Below are 24,460 nucleotides of genomic sequence, written 5' to 3' on the forward strand. Positions count from 1 at the left end.
CGGCGCAGCCGGGCGTATCGAGATCCAGCGCCGCCCTACTCCCGCCGCACCGCCCCCGGCCGCAGTCGCTGCGCCAGCCGCTTCAGCGGGTGCGCCGGCTCGCGCTCGGCCGGCTCCTCCACTTCCAGCCCGTAGAACGACCCGATGTCGCCGACGAAGGCGGCGCGGCGCGCGCGGTCGTACGCGCGGATCTCCCGCCGGAACGCGATCACCGTCGCGATGCACATCAGGATCATCACCACGCTGAACGGCAGCGCCGAGAGGATCGCGGCCGTCTGCAGCGCGTCGAGCCCGCCCGCGATCAGCAGCGAGAGCGCGAGCAGCGCCGTCGCGAGCGCGAAGAAGATGCGGGTGCGGTTGCGCGGCTCCGCGTCGCCGCCGGTGGCGATCATCGACATCACCAGGGCGCCGGAGTCGGCGGAGGTGACGAAGAAGATGCCGATCAGGATGATCGCGCCGACCGTGAGCACCGAGCCCGCTGGCAGGCCCTGCAGCATCGAGAAGAGCGCCGCGTCGGTGCTGACCGAGCCGTCGGCGCCGACGAGCCCGCCGTCGCCGTAGAGCTCGCGGTAGAGGGCGGTGCCGCCGAGCACGCTGAACCAGAGGAACGTCATGATCGTCGGCACCAGGAGCACCCCGCCGACGAACTCGCGGACCGTGCGGCCCTTCGACACCCGGGCGATGAAGATGCCGACGAACGGCGCCCACGACATCCACCAGCCCCAGTAGAACGTCGTCCAGGTCGCCTGCCAGGCCTCGCCCTCCTGGCCGGCGTAGGCGCTGACCGTGAAGGTGAGGCCGATGAAGTTCTGCAGGTAGTTGCCGAGCGACTGCACGAACTCGCGCAGCAGGAACTGGGTCGGCCCCGCGACGAGCACGAACACCAGGAGCGCCGCGGCGAGCAGCAGGTTGCCGGTCGACAGCCACTTCATCCCCTTGCCCACGCCCGAGACGAGCGAGAACACGGTGAGGGCGGTCACGATCGCGATCACGACGATCTGCACCGTGAGCGAGGAGTCGACGATGCCGCTCGACTCCAGGCCCGCCGAGATCTGCGTCACGCCGAGACCGAGCGAGGTCGCGACTCCGAACATCGTGCCCACGAGGGCGACGACGTCGATCGCGTTGCCCCAGCCGCCGCGCACGCGCCGGCCCAGCAGCGGCTCGAGCGCCCACCGGATCGACACCGGGCGCTTCCGCCGGTGGATCGCGTAGGCGAGGGCGAGCCCGACCACCACGTAGATCGACCAGGCGTGCACGCCCCAGTGCAGGTAGGTCTGCGAGATCGCGCTCTGCGCGAGCTCCGTCGGCGTGCCGGTGACGCCGGGGCGCGGGGTGGCGAAGTGGGTGAGCGGCTCCGCGACGCCGTAGAAGACGAGGCCGATGCCCATCCCGGCCGCGAAGAGCAGCGAGATCCAGGAGAGCATCGAGAACTCCGGCTCGTCGTCGTCGGCGCCGAGCTTGATGTCGCCGAAGCGGCTGACGCCCATCCAGATCGCGAAGGCGACGAAGACCGCGGCGATCAGCACGTAGTACCAGCTGAAGGTGTTCACGACCGTGGTCTGCAGCGAGGCGAAGACCGCGGTCGCGACATCGGGGGCGAGGATCGCGAACGCGGCGATGGACAGGGTGAGGCCCGCGGCGGGCCAGAACACCCAGCGGGCGAGCGGCTGCGCCGTCTTCTCGGTGGTCTTCTGCTCGGGCATGGGGGCCTCTCGTCGACGGCAAAAGCTCCACCGTACACGGGCGGTGCGGCGCGGCGCGGCGGCGGAGCGGGCTCCCGGCTCCGTGCGGCAGGCTGGAGCCGTGCAGTTCAGAGTCTTCACCGAACCCCAGCAGGGCGCCAGCTACGAGGAGCTCCTCGCGGTCGCGCAGGCCACGCAAGCCCTCGGCTTCGACGGCTTCTTCCGCTCCGACCACTACCTCCGGATGGGTGACGGCGACCCCGGCCCCGGCCCGACCGACGCGTGGACGACCCTCGCGGGCCTCGCGCGCGAGACGGAGCGGATCGCGCTCGGCACCCTGGTCTCCTCCGTCACCTACCGCCCGCCGGGGATCCTCGCGATCCAGGTCGCGCAGGTCGACGCGATGTCGGGCGGGCGCGTGGAGCTCGGCCTCGGCACCGGCTGGTTCGAGGAGGAGCACGCCGCCTACGGCATCGACTTCCCGCCGCGCCGCTTCGACCTGCTCGAGGAGCAGCTCGAGATCGTCACCGGCCTCTGGTCGACCCCGGTCGGCGAGCGCTACTCCTTCGCCGGCGAGCACTACACGCTGACCGATTCGCCGGCGCTGCCGAAGCCCGCGCGACTGCCGGTGCCGGTGATCGTCGGCGGAGGCGGGCAGAAGCGCACCCCGCGCCTCGCGGCCCGCTTCGCCAGCGAGTTCAACCTGCCGTTCGCGGAGTTCGACGCGATCCCCGGCGCGTTCGAGCGCGTCGACGAGGCGTGCCGGGCGATCGGCCGCGAGCCGTCCTCGCTCGTGCACTCGGTCGCGCTGATCGCGGTCGGCGGAGCGGACGAGGCGGAGTTCACCCGCCGCGCCGCCGCCATCGGCCGCGAGCCGGCCGAGCTGCGCGAGCACGGCATCGCCGGCGGCGTCGACGAGACCGTCGACCGCCTCGAGTCCCTCCGCGCGGCCGGCGCCGAGCGCGTCTACCTCCAGTTCATGGACCTGCGCGACCTCGACCACCTCGACCACTTCGCCCGCGAGGTCCTGCCCCGCCTGTCGTCCTGAGCCTGCCGATCGAGGAGCCCGCGGAGCGGGTCCTCCCTGCTGATCGTCAAGCTCGCGCGGCGCCCCCCATGCTGATCGAGTAGCCCGCGCAGCGGGCGTATCGAGATCCACCGTTCTGCCGACGCCGGGTCTCGATACGCCGCCTCCGGCGGCTACTCGACCAGCGAGGAGGGCCGCTCCGCGGCCACTCGCCCGACATGACGGCACCCGTCGCGACCTAGGCTGGAACGATGGTGGACACGATCGAGCGCGCCGACGAGCGGCTGGACACCCGCTCGGCCGCCGAGGTGCCGTGGATCGTCCTCGTCTGGGACGACCCGGTGAACCTGATGTCGTACGTCTCCTACGTCTTCCGCAGCTACTTCGGCTTCGGCCGCGCCGAGGCCGAGCGCCTGATGCTGCAGGTGCACACGGAGGGGCGCGCCGTGGTCGCGACCGGCAACCGCGAGGAGATGGAGCGGCACGTGGAGGCGATGCACGGCTACGGCCTGTGGGCGACGCTGCAGAAGGCCGACGCGTGAGCGGCCGGGGGCGCCGCTGATGCGCGCCTTCCGCCGCGACTCCTCCGGTGCCGCCGTCGCCCGCTTCGACCGCGAGGAGGCGGGCATCCTCCGTCACCTCGCCGGCGAGATGCTCGAGCTGCTCGACCGCGGCACCGCGGAGGAGGCGCGCAACGATCCCGCCCTCGCCCGCCTGCTCCCGGACGCCTACCGCGACGACGCCGACGCCGCCGCGGAGTTCCGCCGCTTCACCGCCCCCGATCTGGCCGGCCGCAAGATGGACGACGCCCGCGCGATCACCGCCGCGCTCGACGCCGGCGAGGGCACCGGCCACGACCGCGTCTTCGCCGGTCTCGGCGAGGTGACCGTCCGGCTCGAGCCGCCGCAGGCGCTGTCCTGGCTCCGCGGCCTCACCGACATGCGCCTCGCCCTCGCCGCCCGGCTCGGCATCGTCGACACCGACGACGTCGAGCCGGCGGACGAGACGGGTCAGGCGATCCGCGCCGTCTACGACTGGCTCGGCAGCGTCCAGGACGGCCTCGTCCGCGCGATCGACGTGTGACCCCTCCCGCGAGATGCCAATTCTGACGTCGTTCCTCGGCGTGTCGCGGTCATAAGTGGCATCTCGCGGGAGGGGGTTCCCTAGAGGATCGAGAGATCTCCACAGCTGTGGACAACCCTGTGGAGAGATGTGGAGAACGGTCGTCCTCGCGGGGGAGGAGAGCGGGGAGAAGCCCGTCCTGCACCGGATCCGCGGCCGCTCGGTTCGACGCGGGGTGTGGAAACGCGTACCGTCCGGGCTGTGAACACTCCCTCAGGAACCCAGGCCAAGCGCGCAGCCGACGACGCGCAGGACTCGACCGCGGTGCGCACCCTCGCCCGCGGGGGCTACGCCGCGAACGGCCTCGTCCACGTCCTCATCGGCGTCATCGCCCTGCAGATCGCGACCGGCGGCCAGGGCGAGGCCGACCAGACCGGAGCGCTCAGCTCGCTCGCCGCGCAGCCCGGGGGAGTGGTCGTGCTCTGGGTCTGCGCGATCGGGCTCTTCGGGCTCGCGCTGTGGGGTGCGCTCGAGGCGTTCCTCGTGGTGAGCGGCGACAGCGCCGCGTCCCGCTGGGGCAGCCGGCTCAAGGAGGCGGCGAAGGCCGTCGTCTATCTCGCGCTCGGCATCACGACCCTGCGCTTCGCGCTGGGCGGCAGCTCCGACTCGTCCGAGACGTCCGAGAGCGCGAGCGCGCAGGTCCTCGCCGCGCCCGGCGGAGTGGTGCTGCTCGTGATCGCCGGACTCGCGATCCTCGCGGTCGGCGCCGTGTTCGTCTACCGCGGCGCCTCGAAGAAGTTCCTGAAGAACGTCGCCCAGCCGGGCGGCACGGCCGGCCGCGTCGTCACCGGGCTCGGCATCGCGGGCTACGTCGCCAAGGGCGTCGTGCTCGGCGTGCTCGGGGTCCTGGTGATCATCGCCGCGGTCACGCACGATCCGGAGCAGGCGGGCGGCCTCGACGAGGCGCTGAAGACGCTGACCGAGCTGCCGTTCGGCGTGGTGCTGCTCGGCGTCGTCGCGGTCGGCCTGATCGCCTACGGCGCCTTCTGCTTCGCCCGCGCCCGCTGGCCCAAGCTCTGAGAACGCGCGTTCCCTACCCCCTGACGGGTGTGATCGCAAGCGGTCCCCCCTGGTCCATTCCGGTGAGACGCTGGGCACATGCAGGCACCAGGCGATGACGCGAGCGCGGAGCGAGTCCGCCCTGCCCTCGCGCAGACCGCCGCCCGGCTCCTCCCCGCCGTCGCGGCCGGTGACCGTGCCGCGTTCGCCGAGCTGTTCGACCGCTTCGGCGGCCTCTTCGCCGCGTCGATCGCGACCGTGCAGGCCGATGCCGCCGCCCGCGACCGGATCTGCGCCGAGGCCTTCACCGCCGTCTGGCGCCGCGCCCGCGAGGGTGCCCGCGCACCGGAGCCGGTGCTGTGGCTCCTCGAGGTGCTCTGCGAGACCCTCGGCTCCTCGCGCGAGGCGGGTCGCCGCCCGCTCGGCGACGGGGTGCTCGCCATGGCCTGCCCGGACCGGGAGCTGCTGCTGCTCGCCGTCGCCGGCCACTACTCCCAGCCCGAGATCGCCGCGCTGACCGGCGTGCGCGAGTCGCGACTGCGCTCGATCCTGCGCGACGCTCTCGGCTCGCTCCGCGGCGGGCTCGGCGGGAGCGCGCTCACCGCCTGAGCCGCGATCGCCCCGGGCGCCGTGCGCGCCGGGGCGGCGATCTGCGCACGACCCTGCGGGAACAGATCGCGCGGGCGTAAAGTTGAGTCATTCGAACTCAACTTTCGAACCGCAAGGAGGAGATGCAGATGCAGGCCGGTCGGACACCCCAGCAGGACGAGTCGTCCGCTCTCGCGCAGTACGGCGTCGATCTGACCGCGATCGCGGCGAGCGGCAAGCTCGACCCGGTCATCGGCCGGGACGCCGAGATCCGCCGGGTGAGCCAGGTGCTGACGCGCCGCACCAAGAACAACCCCGTGCTCATCGGCGAGCCGGGCGTCGGCAAGACGGCGGTCGTCGAGGGGCTCGCCCAGCGGATCGTCGCGGGCGACGTCGCCGACAGCCTCAAGGGCAAGCGCCTGGTCAGCCTCGACCTCTCCGCGCTGATCGCGGGCGCCAAGTACCGCGGAGAGTTCGAGGAGCGCCTCAAGGCCGTCCTCGCCGAGATCAACGACTCCGGCGGCCGCATCATCACCTTCATCGACGAGCTGCACACTCTGATGGGGGCGGGCGGCGGCGAGGGCTCGGTCGCGGCCGCGAACATGCTCAAGCCCATGCTGGCCCGCGGCGAGCTGCGGATGATCGGCGCCACGACGCTCGACGAGTACCGCCAGTACATCGAGAAGGACGCGGCCCTCGAGCGCCGCTTCCAGCAGGTGTTCGTCGGCGAGCCGACCGTCGAGGACACGGTCGCCATCCTCCGCGGGCTGAAGGAGCGCTACGAGGCGCACCACAAGGTCGCCATCGCCGACTCGGCGCTGATCGCCGCCGCCTCGCTGTCCAACCGCTACATCACCGCCCGGCAGCTGCCCGACAAGGCCATCGACCTCATCGACGAGGCCGCGTCGCGCCTGCGGATGGAGATCGACTCCGCGCCCGTCGAGATCGACGAGCTGCGCCGCTCCGTCGACCGGCTGAAGCTCGAGGAGCTGGCGCTGAAGAAGGAGAAGGACGACGCCTCGAAGGCGCGGCTGGAGAAGCTGCGCGAGGACCTCGCCCGCCGCGGCGCCCAGCTCGCCGAGCTGCAGGAGCGCTGGGAGCGCGAGCGCGCCTCCCTCAACCGCATCGGCGACCTCAAGAACACGCTCGACGCGCTGCGGATCGCGGCCGAGCGCGCCCAGCGCGAGGGCAACCTCGAGCGCGCGTCGCGCCTGCTCTACGGCGACATCCCGGCGGCCGAGCGCGAGCTCGCGGCGGCGGAGCAGGAGGAGGAGCCGACCGAGGGCCGCATGGTCAACGAGCAGGTCACCTCGGACGACATCGCCGCGGTCATCGCCGCCTGGACGGGGATCCCCGTCGGCCGGCTGATGCAGGGCGAGACCGAGAAGCTGCTGCACCTCGAGACCGAGCTGCACCGGCGCCTGATCGGCCAGAACGAGGCCGTCTCGGCCGTCGCCGGCGCCGTCCGCCGCACCCGCGCGGGCGTCTCCGACCCCGACCGGCCGACCGGCTCGTTCCTCTTCCTCGGGCCGACCGGCGTCGGCAAGACCGAGCTCGCGAAGGCGCTGGCCGACTTCCTGTTCGACGACGAGAAGGCGATGGTGCGCATCGACATGTCGGAGTACGGCGAGAAGTTCGCCGTGTCGCGGCTGGTCGGCGCCCCTCCCGGCTACATCGGCTACGAGCAGGGCGGCCAGCTCACGGAGGCGGTGCGCCGCCGGCCGTACTCGGTCGTGCTGCTCGACGAGATCGAGAAGGCGCACCCCGAGGTCTTCGACGTGCTGCTGCAGGTGCTCGACGACGGCCGGCTCACCGACGGCCAGGGGCGGACGGTCGACTTCCGCAACACGATCCTCATCCTCACCTCGAACCTCGGCTCGCAGTTCCTGATCGACCCGTCGCTGACCCGCCCGCAGAAGGTCGAGGCCGTGCAGCAGATGGTGCGGCAGGCGTTCAAGCCGGAGTTCGTCAACCGGCTCGACGACATCGTCGTGTTCGAGGCGCTCGACCGCACCGAGCTCGGCGAGATCGTCTCGCTCTACGTCGACCGGCTCTCGCGCCGGCTGGCGGAGCGGCGCCTCGACCTCGCGGTCACCCCCGCCGCTCGCGGCTGGCTGGCCGAGCGCGGCTACGACCCGCAGTACGGCGCCCGCCCGCTGCGCCGTCTGATGCAGCAGGAGATCGACGACCGCCTGGCGACGGCCCTCCTCGACGGCTCGATCCGCGACGGCGACGTGGTGCTCGTCGACGCGGGCCCCGACGGCCTGCTGGTCTCGGCAGGCCTCGCGACGCCGTAGGCCGGCCTCTCCCCGCGCCCCTCTCCTCTCCAGAAGTTGTCGTACTCGAGTGCCGAGTACGACAACTTCTGCGAAGGAGGAGAGCGGGGAGCAGAAGGACGCTCCTCCACAGGACGCAGAGGGACGCGGTTCGTCCACAGTGCGGGGGAGGGCGTCCCGCGGCGGCGGTCCGCGCGGGTACCGTGCCGGGCATGGACTCCCCGACCCGCGTCCCCGGTGCGCGCATCGCCGACCTCGCGCCCGAGGAGCGGCCGCGCGAGCGGCTCCGCGCCCGGGGTCCCGAGGCGCTCACGGATGCGGAGACGCTCGCCGTCCTGATCGGCAGCGGGGTCCGCGGTGCCAACGCGACCGTCGTGGCGCAGCGGCTCCTGGCGCGCTTCGGCGGGATCGACGCGGTGTCGCGCGCGGGAGTGGCCGATCTCGCCCGCCAGCGCGGGGTCGGCGAGGTCGCCGCCTGCCGCATCGTCGCCTCCTTCGAGCTGCGCCGGAGGATGAACCGCGCCGGGCGGGCGGCGCGCGTCCTCGACGCGGCCGGCCTCGCCGAGCTGGTGCTGCCCCTCCTCGCCGGCCGCCCGAGCGAGACCGTCCTCGCGGTCGCGCTGACCGCCTCCGGAGCCGTGCGCGACGTCATCGCGCTCGCCGACGGAGCGCCCACCCACGCCGAGCTGCCGGTCGCCGAGATCCTCGCCGAGGTCCTGGCCCGCGGCGCCACCGGGGTCGCTCTCGCGCACAGCCACGCGGGCGCGGCGGACGTCCTCCCCTCCGACCGCGACGCCACGCGGACGCTCGCCGAGGCGTGCGCCGCCTGCGGGGTGCGCTTCGTCGCGCACGTCGTCGTCGGCGCGGACGGCTGGCGGGAGGCGCCGCCGTAGCGCCGGCGGACGTCCGTGCAAGCCCCCGGCTCCCCACCTCACCGGCCCGCGACACCGGCGTACCGTGGACGACGCCCCCCTCCCCTTCTCGAGCAGGAGTCCCCATGCGAGCAACGATCATCCACGGCGAGCGCGACGTCCGACTCGAGGAGGTGCCCGACCCCGTCCTCTCCACCGGTCGCGACGCGATCGTCCGGGTCACCGCCGCCTGCGTCTGCGGCTCGGACCTCTGGCCCTACCGCGGTGTCACCCCGACGAAGGAGGCGCACCGCATCGGCCACGAGTTCGTCGGCGTCGTCGAGGAGATCGGCGACGACGTGCACGACATCGCCGTCGGCGACTTCGTGATCGCCCCCTTCTACGTCTGCGACGGCACCTGCGCCAACTGCGCGAACGGCGTCTCGACCTCCTGCCTCACCGGCGGCTGGTGGGGCGCCGAGGTCGGCGAGCAGGGCTTCGCCGACGGCGCGCAGGGCGAGAAGGTCCGCGTGCCGCTCGCCGACGGCACGCTCTTCCGCGTCGGCACCGACCCGGACCCGGCGCTCATCCCGAGCCTGCTCACCCTCGCCGACGTGATGGGCACCGGCCACCACGCGGCGGTCTCGGCCGGGGTCACGGCCGGCTCGACGGTCGCGGTCGTCGGCGACGGAGCGGTCGGCCTCTGCGCCGTGCTCGCCGCCAAGCGCCTCGGCGCGACGACGATCATCGCGATGTCGCGGCACGAGTCCCGCCAGGCGCTCGCCACCCGCTTCGGCGCCACCCACATCGTGGACACCCGCGGCGACGAGGGCGTGGCCCGCGTCCGCGAGCTCACCGACGGCATCGGCGCGGACTGCGTCCTCGAGTGCGTCGGCACCAAGGAGTCGATGCAGCAGGCGCTCGACTCGGCCCGCCCCGGCGGCATGGTCGGCTACGTCGGCGTGCCCAACGGCGGCCCCGAGCTGCCGGTGCGCCAGATGTTCGGCTCGAACGTCGGCGTCAACGGCGGCGTCGCGCCCGTCCGCGGCTACATGGCGGAGCTCCTGCCGGACGTGCTCAGCGGCGCGATCGAGCCCGGCCTCGTCTTCGACCTGGAGCTGCCGCTCGAGGAGATCGCGGAGGCGTACGCCGCGATGGACGAGCGCCGCGCGATCAAGACCCTCGTGCGGCCGTAGCGGGAGCCGGTCGTGCGCATCGAGATCGAGACGCCCCGCGGCGTCGTCGCCGGAGTCGCGGAGGGCGGCGTCGCCCGGTTCCTCGGCATCCCGTTCGCCGAGGCGCCGGTCGGCGACCTCCGGTTCCGGCCCCCCGAGCCGCGGGCGCCGTTCGACGGCGTCGTCGAGGCCGACGCGTTCGGGGCGACCCCGCAGCGCGGTCGCCCCTTCGAGTTCACGACCATCCCCGAGCACTCGATCCCGGGCGACGACACGCTGACGCTCAATCTCTTCGCCCCCGCCGAGCGGGCCGGCTCGCTCCCCGTCCTCGTCTACCTGCACGGCGGCGGCTATGTCACGGGAGCGGCGTCGAGCGACTGGCACGACGGCTCGGCGTTCGCGCGCGACGGCGTGATCGTCGTGACGGCCGCCTACCGGCTGGGCGTCGACGGCTTCGGCGCGATCGAGGGGGACGCGAACCGCGGAGTGCGCGACTGGCTGGCGGCGCTCGAGTGGGTCCGCGAGAGCATCGGCGCGTTCGGCGGCGACCACGGCCGGGTCACCGTCGCCGGGCAGTCCGCGGGCGGTGGGGCCGTGCTGACCCTGCTCGGCTGCGCCCGGGCGCAGCCGCTGTTCGCGCGCGCCGTCGCGATCTCGCCGACCGACCGCAGCGTCCCGATCGAGGAGGCGGAGGAGCAGCTCGCCGCCTTCGCGCACGCCCTCGGCGTCGCGCCGACCCGCGCCGGGCTCGCCTCGCTCGATCAGGACGGGCTCTTCGAGACCGTCGCCCTCACGATGATGCCCGGCTCGGGCCACGCGATCGTCCTCGCGCCGGTCTCGGGCGACGAGCTCCTCCCGAGCCCGGTCGCCGAGGCGACCGCGACGATCGGTCTCGACAAGCCGCTCCTGATCGGGGCGACCGCGGACGAGTTCGACAGCCCCCGTCTCGCCCGCGAGCCGGGGGCGCCGCCCCGCACGACCGACCGGCTCTTCCGCCGCGCGGTGCTGCAGGCGGCGCGGAACCGGGCGGTCGGACCGGCCCCGACCTGGCTCTACGCGTTCGACTGGCTCTCGCCGGAGACGGGCGGAGCATCGCACTGCCTCGACCTGCCGTTCTTCTTCGACCACCTCGACGCCGAGGCGACCACGCGCGTCCTGGGCGAGACCCCTCCCGCCGGACTCGCCGCGGTGATGCACCGCGAGCTGGTCGCCTTCGTCCGCGGCGAGGAGCTGCCCTGGGCGCCGGCGCGCGGCGTCGAAGGGGACGCGGTGCGCGTCTACGACGTCGAGCCGAGGACGGTGCCGGGCCACTACGACGACGTGCTGCCGCTCGTCTCGGACCCGCGGGCATGAGCGCGTCGCCGCATGCGGCCGCACCGCGCTTCCACCCCGATCTCGCGCTCGGCCGCCTCGTCCCGCCGATCGTCCTCGGCCCGCGGCTGCTCCGCCTGGCGACCCGTCGCGCGGCAACCGGCGGGGAGGCACCGCCCGACCTCGTCGTCGAGGACCTCGTGATCCCGGGCCCGGACGGCACCACGGTCCCGGCGCGCAGCTACCGCCCGCGCACGCTCCGCGGAGCCGCGCCCGCGCTGGTCTGGGTGCACGGCGGCGGCATGGTGCTCGGCAGCCGCTTCGACGACGAGGCGTCGAACATCGCCTTCGCTCGCACCCTCGGCATCACCGTCCTCTCCGTCGGCTACCGGCTCGCACCCGCTCACCCGGCCCCGGCCGCCCTCGAGGACGTGCTGGCCGCGTTCCACTGGCTCGCCGAGCACGCCGACGAGCGCGGCGTCGATCCGGAGCGGATCGCGCTGGGCGGCGCGAGCGCGGGCGCCGGCCTGGCCGCCGGGGCGACCCTCCTCGCCCACGACCGCGGGGGAGCGCAGCCCGCCTTCCAGCTGCTGGTCTACCCGATGCTCGACGATCGCACCGTCACCCGTCCGGCGCCCCGCGGCGTCCGGGTCTGGACGCCGGGCAGCAACCGCTTCGGCTGGACGGCCTACCTCGGCGTCGAACCCGGCAGCGCAGGGGTGTCGCCGTACGCCGCGCCCGCCCGCCGCGACGACCTCTCGGGCCTCCCGCCGGCCTGGATCGGGGTCGGCACGCTCGATCTCTTCCACGACGAGGACGTCCGCTACGCCGAGCGCCTGCGCGCGGTCGGCGTGCCCTGCGAGCTCGAGATCGTCGAGGGCGCGTTCCACGGCTTCGACGCGGTCTTCTCCCGTACCCCGGTCGCGAAGCGGTTCTGGGCGGCGAAGGCGGCCGCCCTCGGGAGGGCTCTGGCGGAGTGAGGCGCGGCGGTGCCGGATGCGACGATGGAGGCATGGACATCGACCGCCTCGCCACCCGCTACGAGATCGCCCTGCCCGCCTGGATCGAGGACGCCGTTCGCGACGTCCCCGAGTTCCTCCCCGAGCGCGAGGACCGCATGGCCCTCGTGCACGCCCTGGCCGACCGGAACTTCCGCGAGGGCAACGGCGGCCCGTTCGCCGCGATCGTCGTCGAGCGCGACTCCGGCCGCGTGGTCTCGGTGGGCGTGAACGTCGTCCTCGGCAGCGGGGTCTCCTCCGGCCACGCCGAGGTCACCGCCCTCGGCCTCGCGCAGACCGCGGTCGGCAGCTGGGACCTCGGCGGCGAGGGCCTGCCCGCGCACGAGCTGGTCGTCAACTGGCGGCCCTGCGTGCAGTGCTACGGAGCGACGCTGTGGTCGGGCGTGCGCCGCCTGGTGGTCGCCGGCTCCGGTCCGGAGCTCGAGGAGATCTCCACGTTCGACGAGGGTCCGATGCGCGAGGACTGGGCCGCCCAGTTCGAGGCCCGCGGCATCGAGGTGGTCGACGGCGTGCTGCGTGACGAGGCGCTGGCCGTCTTCCGCGCCTACCGCGAGCACGTCGACGCCGGCGAGGTCCTCGTCTACAACGCGCGCGCCGCGGACTGAGCCCCGCCTCCGCCGAACGAGCGAGCCGCCCCGAGGGATCCCCGGGGCGGCTCGCTCGTGCCGTCAGTGGTTGCCGGGCGTGTACACGGCGGAGGCGCGCCACCAGTCGTCGAACATCGACAGCGGCACCTGCCGCTTGTGCTCGGTCGCCTGATACCTCGCCTCGATGGCCTCGGCGACCTCGGGAGCGACGTCGCCGCCCTCGAGGTAGGCGTCGAGGTCGGCGTAGACCAGGCCGAGGTTCGACTCGTCGGTCTGGCCGGGGTTCTCGTCGAGCAGGTCGGCCGTCGGCGCCTTCTCGTAGAGGCGGGCCGGTGCGTCGAGGTGCACCAGCAGCGAGCGGCCCTGGCGCTTGGTCAGGCCGGTGAGCGGCAGGACGTCGGCGCCGCCGTCGCCGAACTTCGTGAAGAAGCCGGTCACCGCCTCCGCCGCGTGATCGGTGCCGACGACGAGCATGCCCGCCTGGCCGGCGATCGCGTACTGCGCGACCATCCGGGCGCGCGCCTTGACGTTGCCCTTGACGAAGTCCGAGATCGGCTCGCCGACGGCGTCGCCGAAGGCCGAGGCGATGCCGTCGACACCCGCGTGGATGTCGAAGGTCACCTGCCGATCGGGCCGGATGAAGGTCAGCGCGAGCTGCGCGTCCTCCTCGTCCGCCTGCACCCGGTAGGGCAGCCGCACCGCGATGAAGGAGGCGTCGCCGCCGTCGGCGCGCACCTGCTCGACCGCGAGCTGGCAGAGCCGCCCGGCCAGGCTCGAGTCCTGCCCGCCGCTGATGCCGAGCACGAGGCCCTTGGCGCCGGTGTGCCGGAGGTAGTCGGCGAGGAAGCCGCTGCGCCGCTCGACCTCGGCGGCCGGGTCGACGGTGGGGGAGACGTGGAGCTCGGAGATGATTCGCTGCTGGACATCGCGCACGCGTCAACGCTACTCCCGATGCCGCCGCTCCGCCCCGGTTCGGAGGCGACCGGAAGCCCCGGCGGCGCGCAGCACCATGCCGGTCGAGCAGCCCCGCAAGGGCGTCCCTTGCCGGTCGAGCAGCCCCGGAGGGGCGTCCCTCGCTGGTCGAGCAGCCCCGCAGGGGCGTCCCTTGCTGGTCGAGCAGCCCCGCAGGGGCGTATCGAGACCCGCCGTCCCCAGCACGGCGGGTCTGCAGACTCCACTTCCGACGCCGGCGGATCTCGATACGCCCGCTGCGCGGGCTACTCGATCAGCATGTTCCTCCTGGTCCGCGAGCTACTCGACCGGCAGGTTCCGCCCGCTGCGCGAGCGGCACGGGCCGCCCTCTGAACGAGCCCGACCGTCTCAGCCGCGCGCGGCGACGATGCGGGCGATCCGCTCCGGGACCGTGTCGTCCTGGAGGCTCGTGACGTCGCCGAGGGTGCGGCCGTCGCGGATGTCGCCGAGGAGGCGGCGCATGATCTTGCCGGAGCGGGTCTTGGGCAGGTCGGGGACGACGACCACGTCGCGCGGCTTGGCGATCGGGCCGATCGCGGTCGCGACGTGCTCGCGCAGCACCGACGCCAGCGTCGCCTCGAGCGCGGTCCAGTAGGCCGGGTCCTCCTCGGCGCGGTCGATCGTCTCGTCGGAGGGGATCACGAACGCCGCGATCGCCTGGCCGGTGGTCGCGTCCTCGACGCCCACCACGCCGGCCTCGCCGACCGCCGGGTGCGCGACGAGCGCCGACTCGATCTCGATCGTCGAGAGCCGGTGACCCGAGACGTTGATGACGTCGTCCACCCGGCCGAGCACCCAGATGTCGCCGTCGGCGTCGTACTTCGCGCCGTCGCCGGAGAAGAAGTAGCCGCGGTCGGCGTAGCGGGCCCAGTAGGAGTCGCGGTAGCGCTCCGGGTTCCCCCAGATCGTCCGCGCGAGGGCCGGGCCGGTGCGGTCGACCACGAGGTAGCCGCCCGAGCCGTTCGGCACCCGCTCGCCCGCCTCGTCGACGACCAGAGCGCCGAGACCGGGCAGGGCTCCGAGGGAGGAGCCCGGCTTGAGCGTCGAGACGCCGGGCAGCGGGCACATCACGGCCGCCCCCGTCTCGGACTGCCACCAGGTGTCGACGATCGGGCAGCGCCCACCGCCGATCCGCTCATGGAACCAGACCCACGCCTCGGGATTGATCGACTCGCCGACCGTGCCGAGCAGGCGCAGGCTGGAGAGGTCGTACTCGGACGGGACGCCCTCGGGGAACCACGTCATCAGCGTCCGGATCAGCGTGGGCGCCGTGTAGTAGACGGTGACGCCGTAGCGCTCGATGATCTCGAAGTGCCGGGAGGTGTGCGGGGTGCTGGGCGTGCCCTCGTAGATCACCTGGGTGAGCCCGTTCGACAGCGGCCCGTAGATCTCGTAGGTGTGCGCCGTGACCCAGGCCAGGTCGGCGGTGCACCAGTGCACGTCGTCGGGCTTCGCATCGAACACGGCCCAGTGCGTCCAGGACGCCTGGGTGAGGTAGCCGCCGCTGGTGTGCACCAGGCCCTTCGGCTTCCCGGTCGTGCCCGAGGTGTAGATGATGAACAGCGGCGTCTCGGCATCGAACGCCTCGGCCTGGTGCGCGTCGCTCTGCGCGTCGACGACGTCGTGCCACCAGACGTCGCGGCCCTCGGTCCACGGGAGCTCCGGCGTCTCGTCGCCGGTGCGGCGGACGACGAGCACGTGCTCGATCGACTCGACGCCGGCGACCGCGTGGTCGGCGTTCGCCTTGACGGGGACGGCCTTGCCGCGGCGGAACTGGCCGTCGGTGGTGACGAGGAGCTTCGCGCCCGTGTCCTCGACGCGGAAGCGCACGGCCTCGGCCGAGAACCCGCCGAAGACGAGCGAGTGGATCGCGCCGATCCGCGCGATCGCGAGCGTGATGACGACGGTCTCGGGGATCACCGGGAGGTAGACGACGACGCGGTCGCCCTTCCCGACGCCGAGCGCGACGAGCGCGTGCGCGGCGCGGGCGACGTCGCGCTGCAGCTCGGCGTAGCTGATCGAGCGGCGGTCGCCGCGCTCGCCCTCGAAGTGCAGGGCGGTCTTGTCACCGCGGCCGGCGTCGACGTGCCGGTCGACGCAGTTGACGGCGACGTTGAGCGTGCCGCCCTCGAACCAGGTCGCGCGGGGCACGGAGAGCGTCCCGTCGTCCTGCGGGAGGGCCGGCTCCCAGCGGTGCGCGGTGTGCCAGGGCTCGACCCAGTCGAGCCGGCGAGCGGCCTCCTCCCAGAAGGCGACCGGGTCGGCGGCGGCCCGCGCGTACTCGTCCGGGCCCACGTTCGCCTGCGCGGCGAACGCCTCGGGCGCCGGGAAGCGGCGGGACTCCTCGAGCAGGTTGGCGATCGTCTCGCTCATCGTCGCGGTCCTTCCGTGGTGGTCGTGGTGGGCCGGGGCATCGTCAGGCCCAGCGCTTGACGGCGTAGCGCTGGAAGACGCCGACCACCGAGTCGGTGAGCTTGCCCAGCACGGCGAGCAGGATGATCGCGAGGAACACCCGGTCGATCCGGCCGTTGTTCTGGCTGTCGGTCAGGCGGAAGCCGAGGCCCATCGACGAGGCGATCAGCTCGGAGGCGACCAGGAACAGCCACGACTGCGCCAGCGCGAGCCGCAGCCCCGCGATCACCGACGGGATCACCGCCGGCAGCTGCACGGTCGTGAACAGGCGCACGCCCGAGAGCCCGAACGCCCGGCCCGCCTCGACGAGCTGACGGTCGACGTGGCCGAGGGCCGTCGCGACGGTGGTGAAGACGGGGAAGAACGCGCCGATCGTGATCAGCGTGATCTTGGACTCCTCGCCGATCCCCATCCAGAGCAGCAGCAGCGGCACCCAGGCCAGCGACGGAACCGCGCGGATCGCGCCGAGGGTGGGCGCGAGCACGACCTCCCAGACCCGGGAGAGCCCGAACAGCGCGCCGACCAGCAGGCCGAGCGCGGAGCCGAGGGCGAAGCCGATCAGCACCCGCTGGGTCGAGATCGCCACGTCCTGCCCGAGGTCGCCGCGCTGCGCGAGATCGACCGCCGCCGCCCAGACCATCGCCGGCGAGGGGAAGACCGCGACCGACACCATCCCCGTGGTGGTGACGATCTGCCAGGCCGCGAGCAGCAGCACCGGCAGGATCGCCCCGCCCGCGAGCAGGAACCAGCGCCGCGAGGTGAGCGGCCGGGCGCGCGCCGCCTCGTCGTCGCGGAGGCGCTTCTGCGACGCCTCGACGCTCGGTCCGACCACGGCGGTGCCGACCGCGCCCGGCGCCTGCACGAGTCCGGTGCTCCGGCGCACGAGGTCGGCGTCGGTCACGGTCTCGTCGTCGCGTGTCGCCATCGTCGTCTCCTCGTGCTCAGCTGCGGTCGGGTGCGGGGTGGTCGGGTGCGCTCGGGCGTCGGGAGCGCGGTCAGCCGATCGCCGACGGGTCCGCTGCCGTCGCGTAGCTGTCGTCGATCAGCGAGTCGAGGGCCGCGTCGACCTGGTCCTGCGAGGCGACGTCGCCGTTCGCGACGAAGATCGGGCCGATCACGGAGAGCACGTCGGTCTGCGCCGAGCCGGGGACGTTGTCGACGTCGAGGTTGCTGCGCTCGGTGATCACCGTGGTCGCCACGGCGACGTCGAGACCGGCGACCGCGGCGAGGATGCTCGCGGTCTCCTCCTGGTTCTCCAGTGCCCAGGCGCGGGCGTGCTCGTAGGCGTTCACCACGGTCTGCGCGAGGTCGGGCTTGGCCGCGAGGAAGCTCTCGGTGGCGTTGAGCAGCCCGTAGGAGTTGAAGTCGACGTTGCGGTAGAGCAGCGTCGCTCCGGCCGCCTGCGCGCCCGCCATGATCGGGTCGAGCCCGGCCCAGGCGTCGACCGAGCCGCTCTGCAATGCGGCCCAGCCGTCGGCGTGCTGGAGGTTCTGCACGGTGACGTCGTCGATGCTCAGACCGGCTTCCTCGAGCGCCTGCACCAGGAAGAAGTAGGGGTCGGTCCCGCTGGTGGCCGCGATCTGCTTGCCGGCGAGCTGCTCGACGCTCGTGATGGCGGAGCCGGCGGGCACGACGAGGGCGGACCACTCCGGCTGCGAGAAGATGTCGATCGTCCTGATCGGCGAGCCGTTCGAGCGCGCGAGCAGCGCGGCCGAGCCGGCGGTGGAGCCGACGTCGATCGCGCCGGCGCGCAGCGCCTCGTTGGCCTTGTTCGAGCCGGCCGACTGCACCCAGGTGACGGTGACGTCCTGCTCGGCGAGGGCGGCCTCGAGCCAGCCCTTCTCCTTGATGACCAGGCTCAGCGGGTTGTAGGTGGCGAAGTCGAGGGTCAGCGTGCCGCCCTGGGTCTGCGCGGTCGAGCCGTCGGAGGCGGCGGGTGCCGCCGCCGCGCCGCCGCCGCCCTCGCCCTGGACGCAGCCCGCGAGGAGCGGGACCGCGGCGGCGGTGAGCAGCCCGGCGAGCGCCGTGCGGCGGGTGAGCGGGGAGGTGCTGAACGACTGGAGCGACATGAGGGGCCTCGACTTCGGTGCGGTTCCGGGAGTGGAACGAGTGTGCGGGAGCAGGGGGGAGCGATGTCCGCGAGCGGCGGCATCCGTGGACGCACGGCGGGATCACCGCCTAGGGAGGAGTGGGGGGGCGGCCTAGTGCCGCTCGATGCCGAGCCCCTCGAGCAGCTCGACCCGCCGCTCCGCGAGCTCCGCGGAGCCTCGGTCGCGCGGCCGCTCGCCGGGGACGGTCATGATCTGCCGGATGCGCGAGACGCCGCCCGGTTCGTCGCGGCCGAGCAGCACGATGCGGTCGGCCAGCTGCAGCGCCTCGTCCACGTCGTGCGTGACGAGCAGGATCGTCGCGGGCGCGGCGGCGTGCACCTCGAGCAGCAGGTCCTGCATCCGCAGCCGCGTCAGCGCGTCGAGCGCGCCGAACGGCTCGTCCAGCAGCAGCACGCCCGGGTTGCGGGCGAGGGCGCGGGCGAGCGAGGCCCGCTGCGCCATCCCGCCGGAGACCTCGCGCGGCCGGGAGCCGGCGTGCGCGGTCAGCCCGACCAGCGAGAGCAGCTCGTCGACCGCGGTGCGCGCCGCCTCACGAGCGGTCCCGCGGGGGAGGCCGAGCGCGACGTTCGCCGCGAGGGAGCGCCAGGGCAGCAGCCGCGGCTCCTGGAACGCGACCGCGCAGCGCGGGTCGATGCCCGACACCGGCGACTCGTCGATCAGCACGGAGCCGGCGCTCGCCGTGTCGAGGCCGGCGGCGATCCGCAGCAGCGTCGACTTGCCGCAGCCGCTCGGGCCGAGGATCGCGATCACCTCGCCGGCGCGGACGTCGAGCGAGACGTCGGTGAGCACGGGCGAGCCCGGCGCGAAGGTGCGGCCGACCCCGTCGAAGCGCACCGGGAACGCCGACTGGCCGAGCGCGGCGTCGAAGGCCAGGCTCGTGCGGGCGGGTGTTCCGGTCATGAGGGCTCCGAGGCGGGGCGAGCGGGCGGACCGTCCGATCGTACGGACGCGCGCCGATCCATCCGATTCCGTGATGAAACGCGGAGTAACACAGACCCGGAACGACGAAGGGCCCCGCCGGCGCCGCGGTGCGGCGGCCGACGGGGCCCTGCGGAGTGACGCTACGCCTGGACGAGCACGAGCTCCTCGAGCGGGAGGCGGGTGCGGGGAGCGGTCTCGCGCTCGCGGAGCACGTCGTTCTCGAGCGCCTCGGGGCTCGCGAGCACGCCCACGGCGGCGACGGTCACCGGGTCGAAGCGCTCGTCGACGCCGAACGCCGCGCGGACGCCGTCCTTGTCGAATCCGGCCATCTGGTGCACGTGCAGGCCCTCGTGGTGCGCCTGGACGCTGAGGTGCGCGACGGCCTGGCCGAGGTCGTAGACGGCCCACGGGCGCGCCTCGCCCTTCTCGTCCACGGTCTCGGCGAGGGCGACGATCAGCGCGGCGGCCGAGCCGGCCCACGCGGCGTTGAAGCCGACGAGGGTGCCGACGATGCTGTCGAACTCGGGCGTGCCGCGGCGCGCGACGATGAAGCGCGACGGCTGCGAGTTGCCGGCGGACGGCGACCAGCGGGCGGCCTCGAGCAGCGCGGTCAGCGTCTCGTCCGCGATCGCGGCCGTGGCGTCGTAGGAGCGGGGGCTCCAGCGCTCGGCCAGGACGTCGAGGATCGGGGCGCTGGTCGAGGCGGTGCGGGTGGCGGTGTCGGTCATGGGGTGCTTCTCTCCGGGGATGGTGCCGATCAGGGAGGGCCTCGTCGCCCCACGCACACAACCGCGGACCGACCGCCCGCATTCCCGGTCGGCCCGTTCGCCCACGGAGGAGCACGGGGTCCTGTCGGTGCGGAACGGTACCCTGGGAGACGGCGTGGTTCCCCGCGCGCGACAACTCACCACTCTGGAGGAACATCCATGGCCCAGCACTTCGACGTCGTCGTCCTGGGGGCAGGCCCCGGTGGATACGTGGCCGCGATCCGTGCCGCTCAGCTCGGCAAGTCCGTCGCCATCGTCGAGAAGAAGTACTGGGGCGGTGTCTGCCTCAACGTGGGCTGCATCCCCTCCAAGGCCCTCCTGCGCAACGCGGAGCTCGCCCACATCTTCCACGCGCAGGCGAAGCAGTTCGGCATCTCCGGCGACGTCTCCTTCGACTTCGGCGTGGCCTTCGACCGCAGCCGCACCGTCGCGGACGGACGCACCAAGGGCGTCCACTTCCTGATGAAGAAGAACAAGATCACCGAGTTCGACGGCACCGGCTCCTTCACCGGCCCGCAGGGCCTCGACGTCCAGCTCACCAAGGGCGGCTCGGAGTCGCTCACCTTCGACGACGCGATCATCGCGACCGGCGCGAGCGTCCGCCTGCTCCCCGGCGTCGAGCTCTCCGAGAACGTCGTCACCTACGAGACCCAGATCATGACCCGCGAGCTGCCCGACACGATGGCGATCGTGGGCGCCGGCGCGATCGGCATGGAGTTCGCCTACGTCCTGAAGAACTACGGCGTCGACGTCACGATCATCGAGTTCATGGACCGCGCCCTCCCCAACGAGGACCCGGACGTCTCCAAGGAGATCCAGAAGCAGTACAAGAAGCTCGGCGTCGAGATCCTCACCTCCACCAAGGTCGAGTCCGTCGTCGACAAGGACGGCTACGTCACCGTCACCTACACCGGCAAGGACGGCACGCAGTCGACCCTCGAGGTCGACAAGGTGCTCATGTCGATCGGCTGGGTCCCCCGCGTCGAGGGCTTCGGCCTCGAGAAGACGGGCGTCGAGGTCACCGAGCGCGGCGCCATCGGCATCGACGAGTACATGCGCACGAACGTCCCGCACTTCTACGCCATCGGCGACGTCACCGCCAAGCTGCAGCTCGCGCACGTCGCGGAGGCGCAGGGCGTCGTCGCCGCGGAGACCATCGCCGGAGCCGAGACCCAGACCCTCGGCGACTACCGGATGATGCCGCGCGCCACGTTCTGCCAGCCGCAGATCGCCTCCTTCGGCCTCACCGAGAAGCAGGCGACCGACGAGGGCCACGAGATCACCGTCTCGACCTTCCCGTTCATGGCCAACGGCAAGGCGCACGGCCTCGGCGAGCCGACCGGCTTCGTCAAGCTCATCGCGAGCAAGCAGTACGGCGAGCTCCTCGGCGCCCACATGATCGGCCCGGACGTGTCCGAGCTGCTCCCCGAGCTGACCCTCGCGCAGAAGTGGGACCTCACCGCGACCGAGCTGGCCCGCAACGTGCACACCCACCCGACGCTGTCGGAGGCGCTGCAGGAGGGCTTCCACGGCCTCAAGGGCCACATGATCAACATGTAGCTCCGGAACCACCCGCACGGCCACCTCCGGCTCGCGGAATCGACCTCGGCTCGTCCGATCGCCTCGATTCCGCGAGCCGGAGCTGTTCTCGCGAGCCGGAGGCGGCGCTCCCGCAGCCCTGACCGGCCACTACCGTGGTCCGATGGACCCGCGCCTCCTCGACCGACTCGCCGCCGACGCCTGGCCGCCCCTCGAGAGCCGCGCGCTCGACGGCTGGCGGCTGCGCGCCTCCCACGGCGTGACGAAGCGCGCGAACTCGGTGCTCACCTCCGGCCCCGTGGCCGACCCGGAGCGCGCGATCACCGCCGCGGAGGAGTTCGCCCGCGAGCAGGGCATCCCGCCGCTCTTCCAGCTCGGCCCCGCGACCCTCCCCGCCGATCTGCCCGAGCGACTGTCCCGCCGCGGCTACGCCCCGCACGAGCGCACCCGCGTCCTGACCGGCTCCGTGACGGAGGCGCTCGCCGCACTCGGTCCCGGGAGCGCCGTCGTCGAGACGGCCGAGGCGCCCGGGGACGACTGGCTGTCGCTCTGGTGGTCCGTCGACGGGCGCGGCGGCGACGCCGAACTCGAGATCGCCCGCCGGATCCTCGAGGGCTGCGACTCCTCCTACGCCCTGCTGCGCGACGGGAGCGGCCCCGCCGCCTGCGGCCGGCTCGCCCGGGCGACCGCCGAGGACGGCGAGCCCTGGGTCGGCCTCTTCGCGCTGGCGACCCGCCCCGACGCCCGCCGCCGCGGCCACGCCGCCACCGTCCTGCGCGCCCTGCTCGAGCAGGCCGCCGCCCGAGGCGTCGACCGCCTCTGGATCCAGGTCCTCGCCGACAACGCCCCCGCCGCCCGCCTCTACGCGTCGCTCGGCTGCCGCGAGTCCTCCCACTACGACTACTGGCGCCCCTGACCGTCCCCCTCCCCGCCGCGAGATGCCACTTGTGCACGCGACACGCCGTGAAATGCGAGCACAAGTGGCATCTCGCGGAGAAGGATCAGCCCGCGATGACCGCGCGCGCCACGGCCTCGGTGCGGGCCGCGTCGCCCGTCACCACCACCCGCCACCACACGTCGCCGGCCAGCACGTCGATCTCGCAGGAGCCGCCGCCGCAGCCCGAGAGCGCCCGGTCGCCGAGGCCGTCGAGCGGAGTGAGCGCGACCGCGAGCCCGGTGGTCAGCGAGAGGTTCCGCCAGCCGTCCTCGCCGTTCGGCAGGGCGTCGACGCTCACTCCGGAGTAGCTGCTGCTGGTCGCGTCGGTCCAGGTGCACGAGGCGTAGCCCGCGCGCGCGGCGGCCGCGGCGGAGGCGGTCGTCGCAGCGACGCCCTCCGTGCCGGAACCGGGGGTGGCCTCGACGAGCCCGGCGGTCGTCGCCAGCTGCTCGGCGGTCAGCACCTCGGCGCAGACCGGTGCGGTCGCCGTCACCGGCTCCTCGAGCCGGCCCCCGGCCGCCGCGGCGGTGGCGGTGGCGAGCCCGGCGAGATCCGCGTCGGCCGGCGCTCCCGTCAGCGCGAGCGTCACCCAGGTCGAGCCGGCGAGCAGGTCGACGGCGCAGATCTCGACGGAGCAGGCGCTGTAGGCCTCGGCCTCGGTCGCGAGGCGTGAGCCCGAGCGCACCGCGGCGAACTCCTCCTCGGCGTCCTCGGTCGCGGCGGCGGTGATCGACGCGGTGCCGTCCTCGTCGTACCAGGAGCAGGTCAGCAGCCCGCCGTTCTCCTCCGCGGACTCGCGGATCAGCTCGGCGGAGGAGCGCACCGCTTCGTCGCGCGTGCCCGTGAGCGAGTCGCTCGGGATCCCGAGGGCGGTCGAGGCGCGCGAGACGGGCAGCAGGGCGTCGCAGTCGAGCGGAGCGGCCGAGGATCGCGTCGGAGTCGGCGAGGCGGAGGAGGAGCCGGTCGCAGTCGCGGTCGCGGACGCGCTCGCCCCCGCGTCCGGCTCGGCCGCCGTGCAGCCGGCCAGCGCGACCAGCAGCGCGAGTCCCGCCGCCGCGGCCCGCGCCCTCACGCGGCCAGCTCGCGCTCGATCGCCGCCGTGAACGCGTCGATGTCGTCCTCGGTGGTGTCGAAGGAGCAGACCCAGCGCACCTCGCCGGTCGCCGGGTTCCAGTCGTAGAAGCGGTAGGCCGCGCGCAGCCGGTCCGCGACCCCCGCGGGCAGCGTCGCGAACACCGCGTTCGCCTGCGTCGGCTGGGTGAAGGCGAGGCCGGCGATCCGTCCCGCGGCGACGGCGTCGTCGAGCCGCGAGCGCAGCCGAGCCGCCATCGCGTTCGCGTGCCGGGCCGAGCGCAGCCACAGCGGCTCCGCCTCGCCGTCCTCGCCGAGCATCGCGAGCAGCTGGGCCGAGAGGAAGCGCATCTTCGACGACAGCTGCATGTTGGTCTTGCGGAGGAAGGTCAGGCCGCTCGACGCCTCCGGGTCGAGCACGACGATCGCCTCGCCGAGCAGCATCCCGTTCTTGGTGCCGCCGAACGACAGCACGTCGACGCCGGCGTCGCTCGTGAAGGCGCGCAGCGGCAGTCCGAGGGCCGCTCCGGCGTTCGCGATGCGCGCTCCGTCCATGTGGAGCCGCATCCCCCGTCCGTGGGCCTGATCGGCCAGCGCGCGCACCTCGTCCGGCGTGTAGACGGTGCCGAGCTCGGTCGACTGCGTGATCGACACGACGAGCGGCTGAGCCCGGTGCTCGTCGCCGAATCCCCAGGCCTGCTCGTCGACGAGCGCGGGGGTGAGCTTGCCGTCCGGGCTCTCCACGGTGAGGATCTTGATCCCGCCGACCTTCTCCGGCGCCCCTCCCTCGTCGCTGTTGATGTGCGCCGTGCCGGCCGAGACGACCGCGCCCCAGCGGGGCAGCATCGACTGCAGACCGGTCACGTTCGCCCCGGTTCCATTGAAGACGGGGAAGGCCTGGGCCTGCTCGCCGAACTCCCGGCGGAAGGCGTGCTGCAGCTTCTCGGTGTAGACGTCCTCGCCGTAGGCCACCTGGTGGGCGCCGTTGGCGGCGGCGATCGCGGCGAGCACCTCCTCGTGCACACCGGAGTAGTTGTCGGACGCGAAACCGCGCAGGTCCGGATCGTGCAGAGCGCTCATGACCTCCATC

Annotated in this window: 22 protein-coding genes; 13 read left to right on the forward strand and 9 right to left on the reverse strand. The window is 73.4% G+C overall.

Annotation, left to right across the window (positions count from 1 at the left end; translation table 11 throughout):
- Positions 1–35: 35 nt before the first annotated feature.
- A complete protein-coding gene (locus GSU72_RS00515; protein ID WP_159982801.1) occupies positions 36–1,706 on the reverse strand; it encodes a BCCT family transporter in 1,671 nt (556 codons plus the stop codon).
- A 100-nt stretch (positions 1,707–1,806) separates the two neighbouring features.
- Between GSU72_RS00515 and GSU72_RS00520 the strand changes: the two genes are divergently transcribed.
- From GSU72_RS00520 to GSU72_RS00570, 11 genes are all read left to right on the forward strand, one after another.
- Entirely contained in the window at positions 1,807–2,733 is a 927-nt protein-coding gene (locus GSU72_RS00520) for an LLM class F420-dependent oxidoreductase (RefSeq protein ID WP_159982803.1), read from the forward strand.
- Positions 2,734–2,963: 230 nt separating this feature from the next.
- Positions 2,964–3,254 carry an ATP-dependent Clp protease adapter ClpS gene (clpS, locus tag GSU72_RS00525; RefSeq protein ID WP_159982805.1) on the forward strand — a complete coding sequence of 97 codons (291 nt, stop codon included), beginning with the start codon at positions 2,964–2,966 and terminating at the stop codon, positions 3,252–3,254.
- A gap of 19 nt (positions 3,255–3,273) precedes the next feature.
- Complete coding sequence (locus GSU72_RS00530; RefSeq protein WP_159982809.1) at positions 3,274–3,795, forward strand: DUF2017 family protein; 522 nt, start codon at positions 3,274–3,276, stop codon at positions 3,793–3,795.
- Between the two features lie 240 nt (positions 3,796–4,035).
- Positions 4,036–4,854, forward strand: a complete 819-nt coding sequence (locus GSU72_RS00535) for a DUF1206 domain-containing protein (protein WP_208545117.1) — start codon at positions 4,036–4,038, stop codon at positions 4,852–4,854.
- 78 nt (positions 4,855–4,932) lie between these two features.
- Entirely contained in the window at positions 4,933–5,442 is a 510-nt protein-coding gene (locus tag GSU72_RS00540) for a hypothetical protein (RefSeq protein ID WP_159982811.1), read from the forward strand.
- A gap of 128 nt (positions 5,443–5,570) precedes the next feature.
- Positions 5,571–7,718: an AAA family ATPase gene (locus GSU72_RS00545; protein WP_159982813.1), complete on the forward strand. Its 2,148-nt coding sequence runs from the start codon at positions 5,571–5,573 to the stop codon at positions 7,716–7,718.
- Between the two features lie 191 nt (positions 7,719–7,909).
- The gene (locus GSU72_RS00550) at positions 7,910–8,590 is read left to right on the forward strand and encodes a UPF0758 domain-containing protein (protein ID WP_159982815.1); all 681 of its coding nucleotides are present in this window, start codon (positions 7,910–7,912) and stop codon (positions 8,588–8,590) included.
- Positions 8,591–8,694: 104 nt separating this feature from the next.
- On the forward strand, positions 8,695–9,744 hold the full coding sequence (locus GSU72_RS00555; protein WP_159982817.1) for a zinc-dependent alcohol dehydrogenase family protein: 1,050 nt from the start codon (positions 8,695–8,697) through the stop codon (positions 9,742–9,744).
- A gap of 12 nt (positions 9,745–9,756) precedes the next feature.
- Entirely contained in the window at positions 9,757–11,076 is a 1,320-nt protein-coding gene (locus GSU72_RS00560; protein ID WP_159982819.1) for a carboxylesterase family protein, read from the forward strand.
- Positions 11,073–12,014 carry an alpha/beta hydrolase fold domain-containing protein gene (locus GSU72_RS00565; protein ID WP_159982821.1) on the forward strand — a complete coding sequence of 314 codons (942 nt, stop codon included), beginning with the start codon at positions 11,073–11,075 and terminating at the stop codon, positions 12,012–12,014. Before GSU72_RS00560 ends, GSU72_RS00565 begins: the two co-directional genes overlap by 4 nt.
- A gap of 32 nt (positions 12,015–12,046) precedes the next feature.
- Positions 12,047–12,658: a nucleoside deaminase gene (locus GSU72_RS00570; protein WP_173252102.1), complete on the forward strand. Its 612-nt coding sequence runs from the start codon at positions 12,047–12,049 to the stop codon at positions 12,656–12,658.
- Positions 12,659–12,721: 63 nt separating this feature from the next.
- Here the strand turns inward: GSU72_RS00570 and nadE are convergent, their stop codons facing one another.
- From nadE to GSU72_RS00600, 6 genes are all read right to left on the reverse strand, one after another.
- On the reverse strand, positions 12,722–13,573 hold the full coding sequence (nadE, locus tag GSU72_RS00575) for an ammonia-dependent NAD(+) synthetase (protein ID WP_159982823.1): 852 nt from the start codon (positions 13,571–13,573) through the stop codon (positions 12,722–12,724).
- Positions 13,574–13,960: 387 nt separating this feature from the next.
- The gene (gene acs / locus GSU72_RS00580) at positions 13,961–15,985 is read right to left on the reverse strand and encodes an acetate--CoA ligase (protein WP_159982825.1); all 2,025 of its coding nucleotides are present in this window, start codon (positions 15,983–15,985) and stop codon (positions 13,961–13,963) included.
- Between the two features lie 43 nt (positions 15,986–16,028).
- Positions 16,029–16,949, reverse strand: a complete 921-nt coding sequence (locus GSU72_RS00585) for an ABC transporter permease (protein WP_159982826.1) — start codon at positions 16,947–16,949, stop codon at positions 16,029–16,031.
- A 70-nt stretch (positions 16,950–17,019) separates the two neighbouring features.
- Positions 17,020–18,093, reverse strand: a complete 1,074-nt coding sequence (locus tag GSU72_RS00590) for an aliphatic sulfonate ABC transporter substrate-binding protein (protein ID WP_159982827.1) — start codon at positions 18,091–18,093, stop codon at positions 17,020–17,022.
- Between the two features lie 132 nt (positions 18,094–18,225).
- Positions 18,226–19,035 carry an ABC transporter ATP-binding protein gene (locus GSU72_RS00595; protein ID WP_159982828.1) on the reverse strand — a complete coding sequence of 270 codons (810 nt, stop codon included), beginning with the start codon at positions 19,033–19,035 and terminating at the stop codon, positions 18,226–18,228.
- Positions 19,036–19,196: 161 nt separating this feature from the next.
- Positions 19,197–19,784 (reverse strand): nitroreductase family protein, encoded by a 588-nt coding sequence (locus tag GSU72_RS00600; RefSeq protein ID WP_159982829.1) that lies wholly within the window; start codon positions 19,782–19,784, stop codon positions 19,197–19,199.
- A gap of 198 nt (positions 19,785–19,982) precedes the next feature.
- Here GSU72_RS00600 and lpdA point away from each other — a divergent pair, with 198 nt between their 5' ends.
- A complete protein-coding gene (gene lpdA / locus GSU72_RS00605; RefSeq protein WP_159982830.1) occupies positions 19,983–21,383 on the forward strand; it encodes a dihydrolipoyl dehydrogenase in 1,401 nt (466 codons plus the stop codon).
- Between the two features lie 142 nt (positions 21,384–21,525).
- Positions 21,526–22,278: a GNAT family N-acetyltransferase gene (locus tag GSU72_RS00610; protein ID WP_159982831.1), complete on the forward strand. Its 753-nt coding sequence runs from the start codon at positions 21,526–21,528 to the stop codon at positions 22,276–22,278.
- An 85-nt stretch (positions 22,279–22,363) separates the two neighbouring features.
- Here the strand turns inward: GSU72_RS00610 and GSU72_RS00615 are convergent, their stop codons facing one another.
- A complete protein-coding gene (locus tag GSU72_RS00615) occupies positions 22,364–23,371 on the reverse strand; it encodes a hypothetical protein (protein ID WP_159982832.1) in 1,008 nt (335 codons plus the stop codon).
- Complete coding sequence (locus GSU72_RS00620; RefSeq protein WP_159982834.1) at positions 23,368–24,450, reverse strand: beta-eliminating lyase-related protein; 1,083 nt, start codon at positions 24,448–24,450, stop codon at positions 23,368–23,370. Before GSU72_RS00620 ends, GSU72_RS00615 begins: the two co-directional genes overlap by 4 nt.
- Between the last annotated feature and the right edge of the window lie 10 nt (positions 24,451–24,460).

The organism is Rathayibacter sp. VKM Ac-2760 (assembly GCF_009834185.1).
Classification (GTDB): Bacteria; Actinomycetota; Actinomycetes; order Actinomycetales; family Microbacteriaceae; genus Rathayibacter.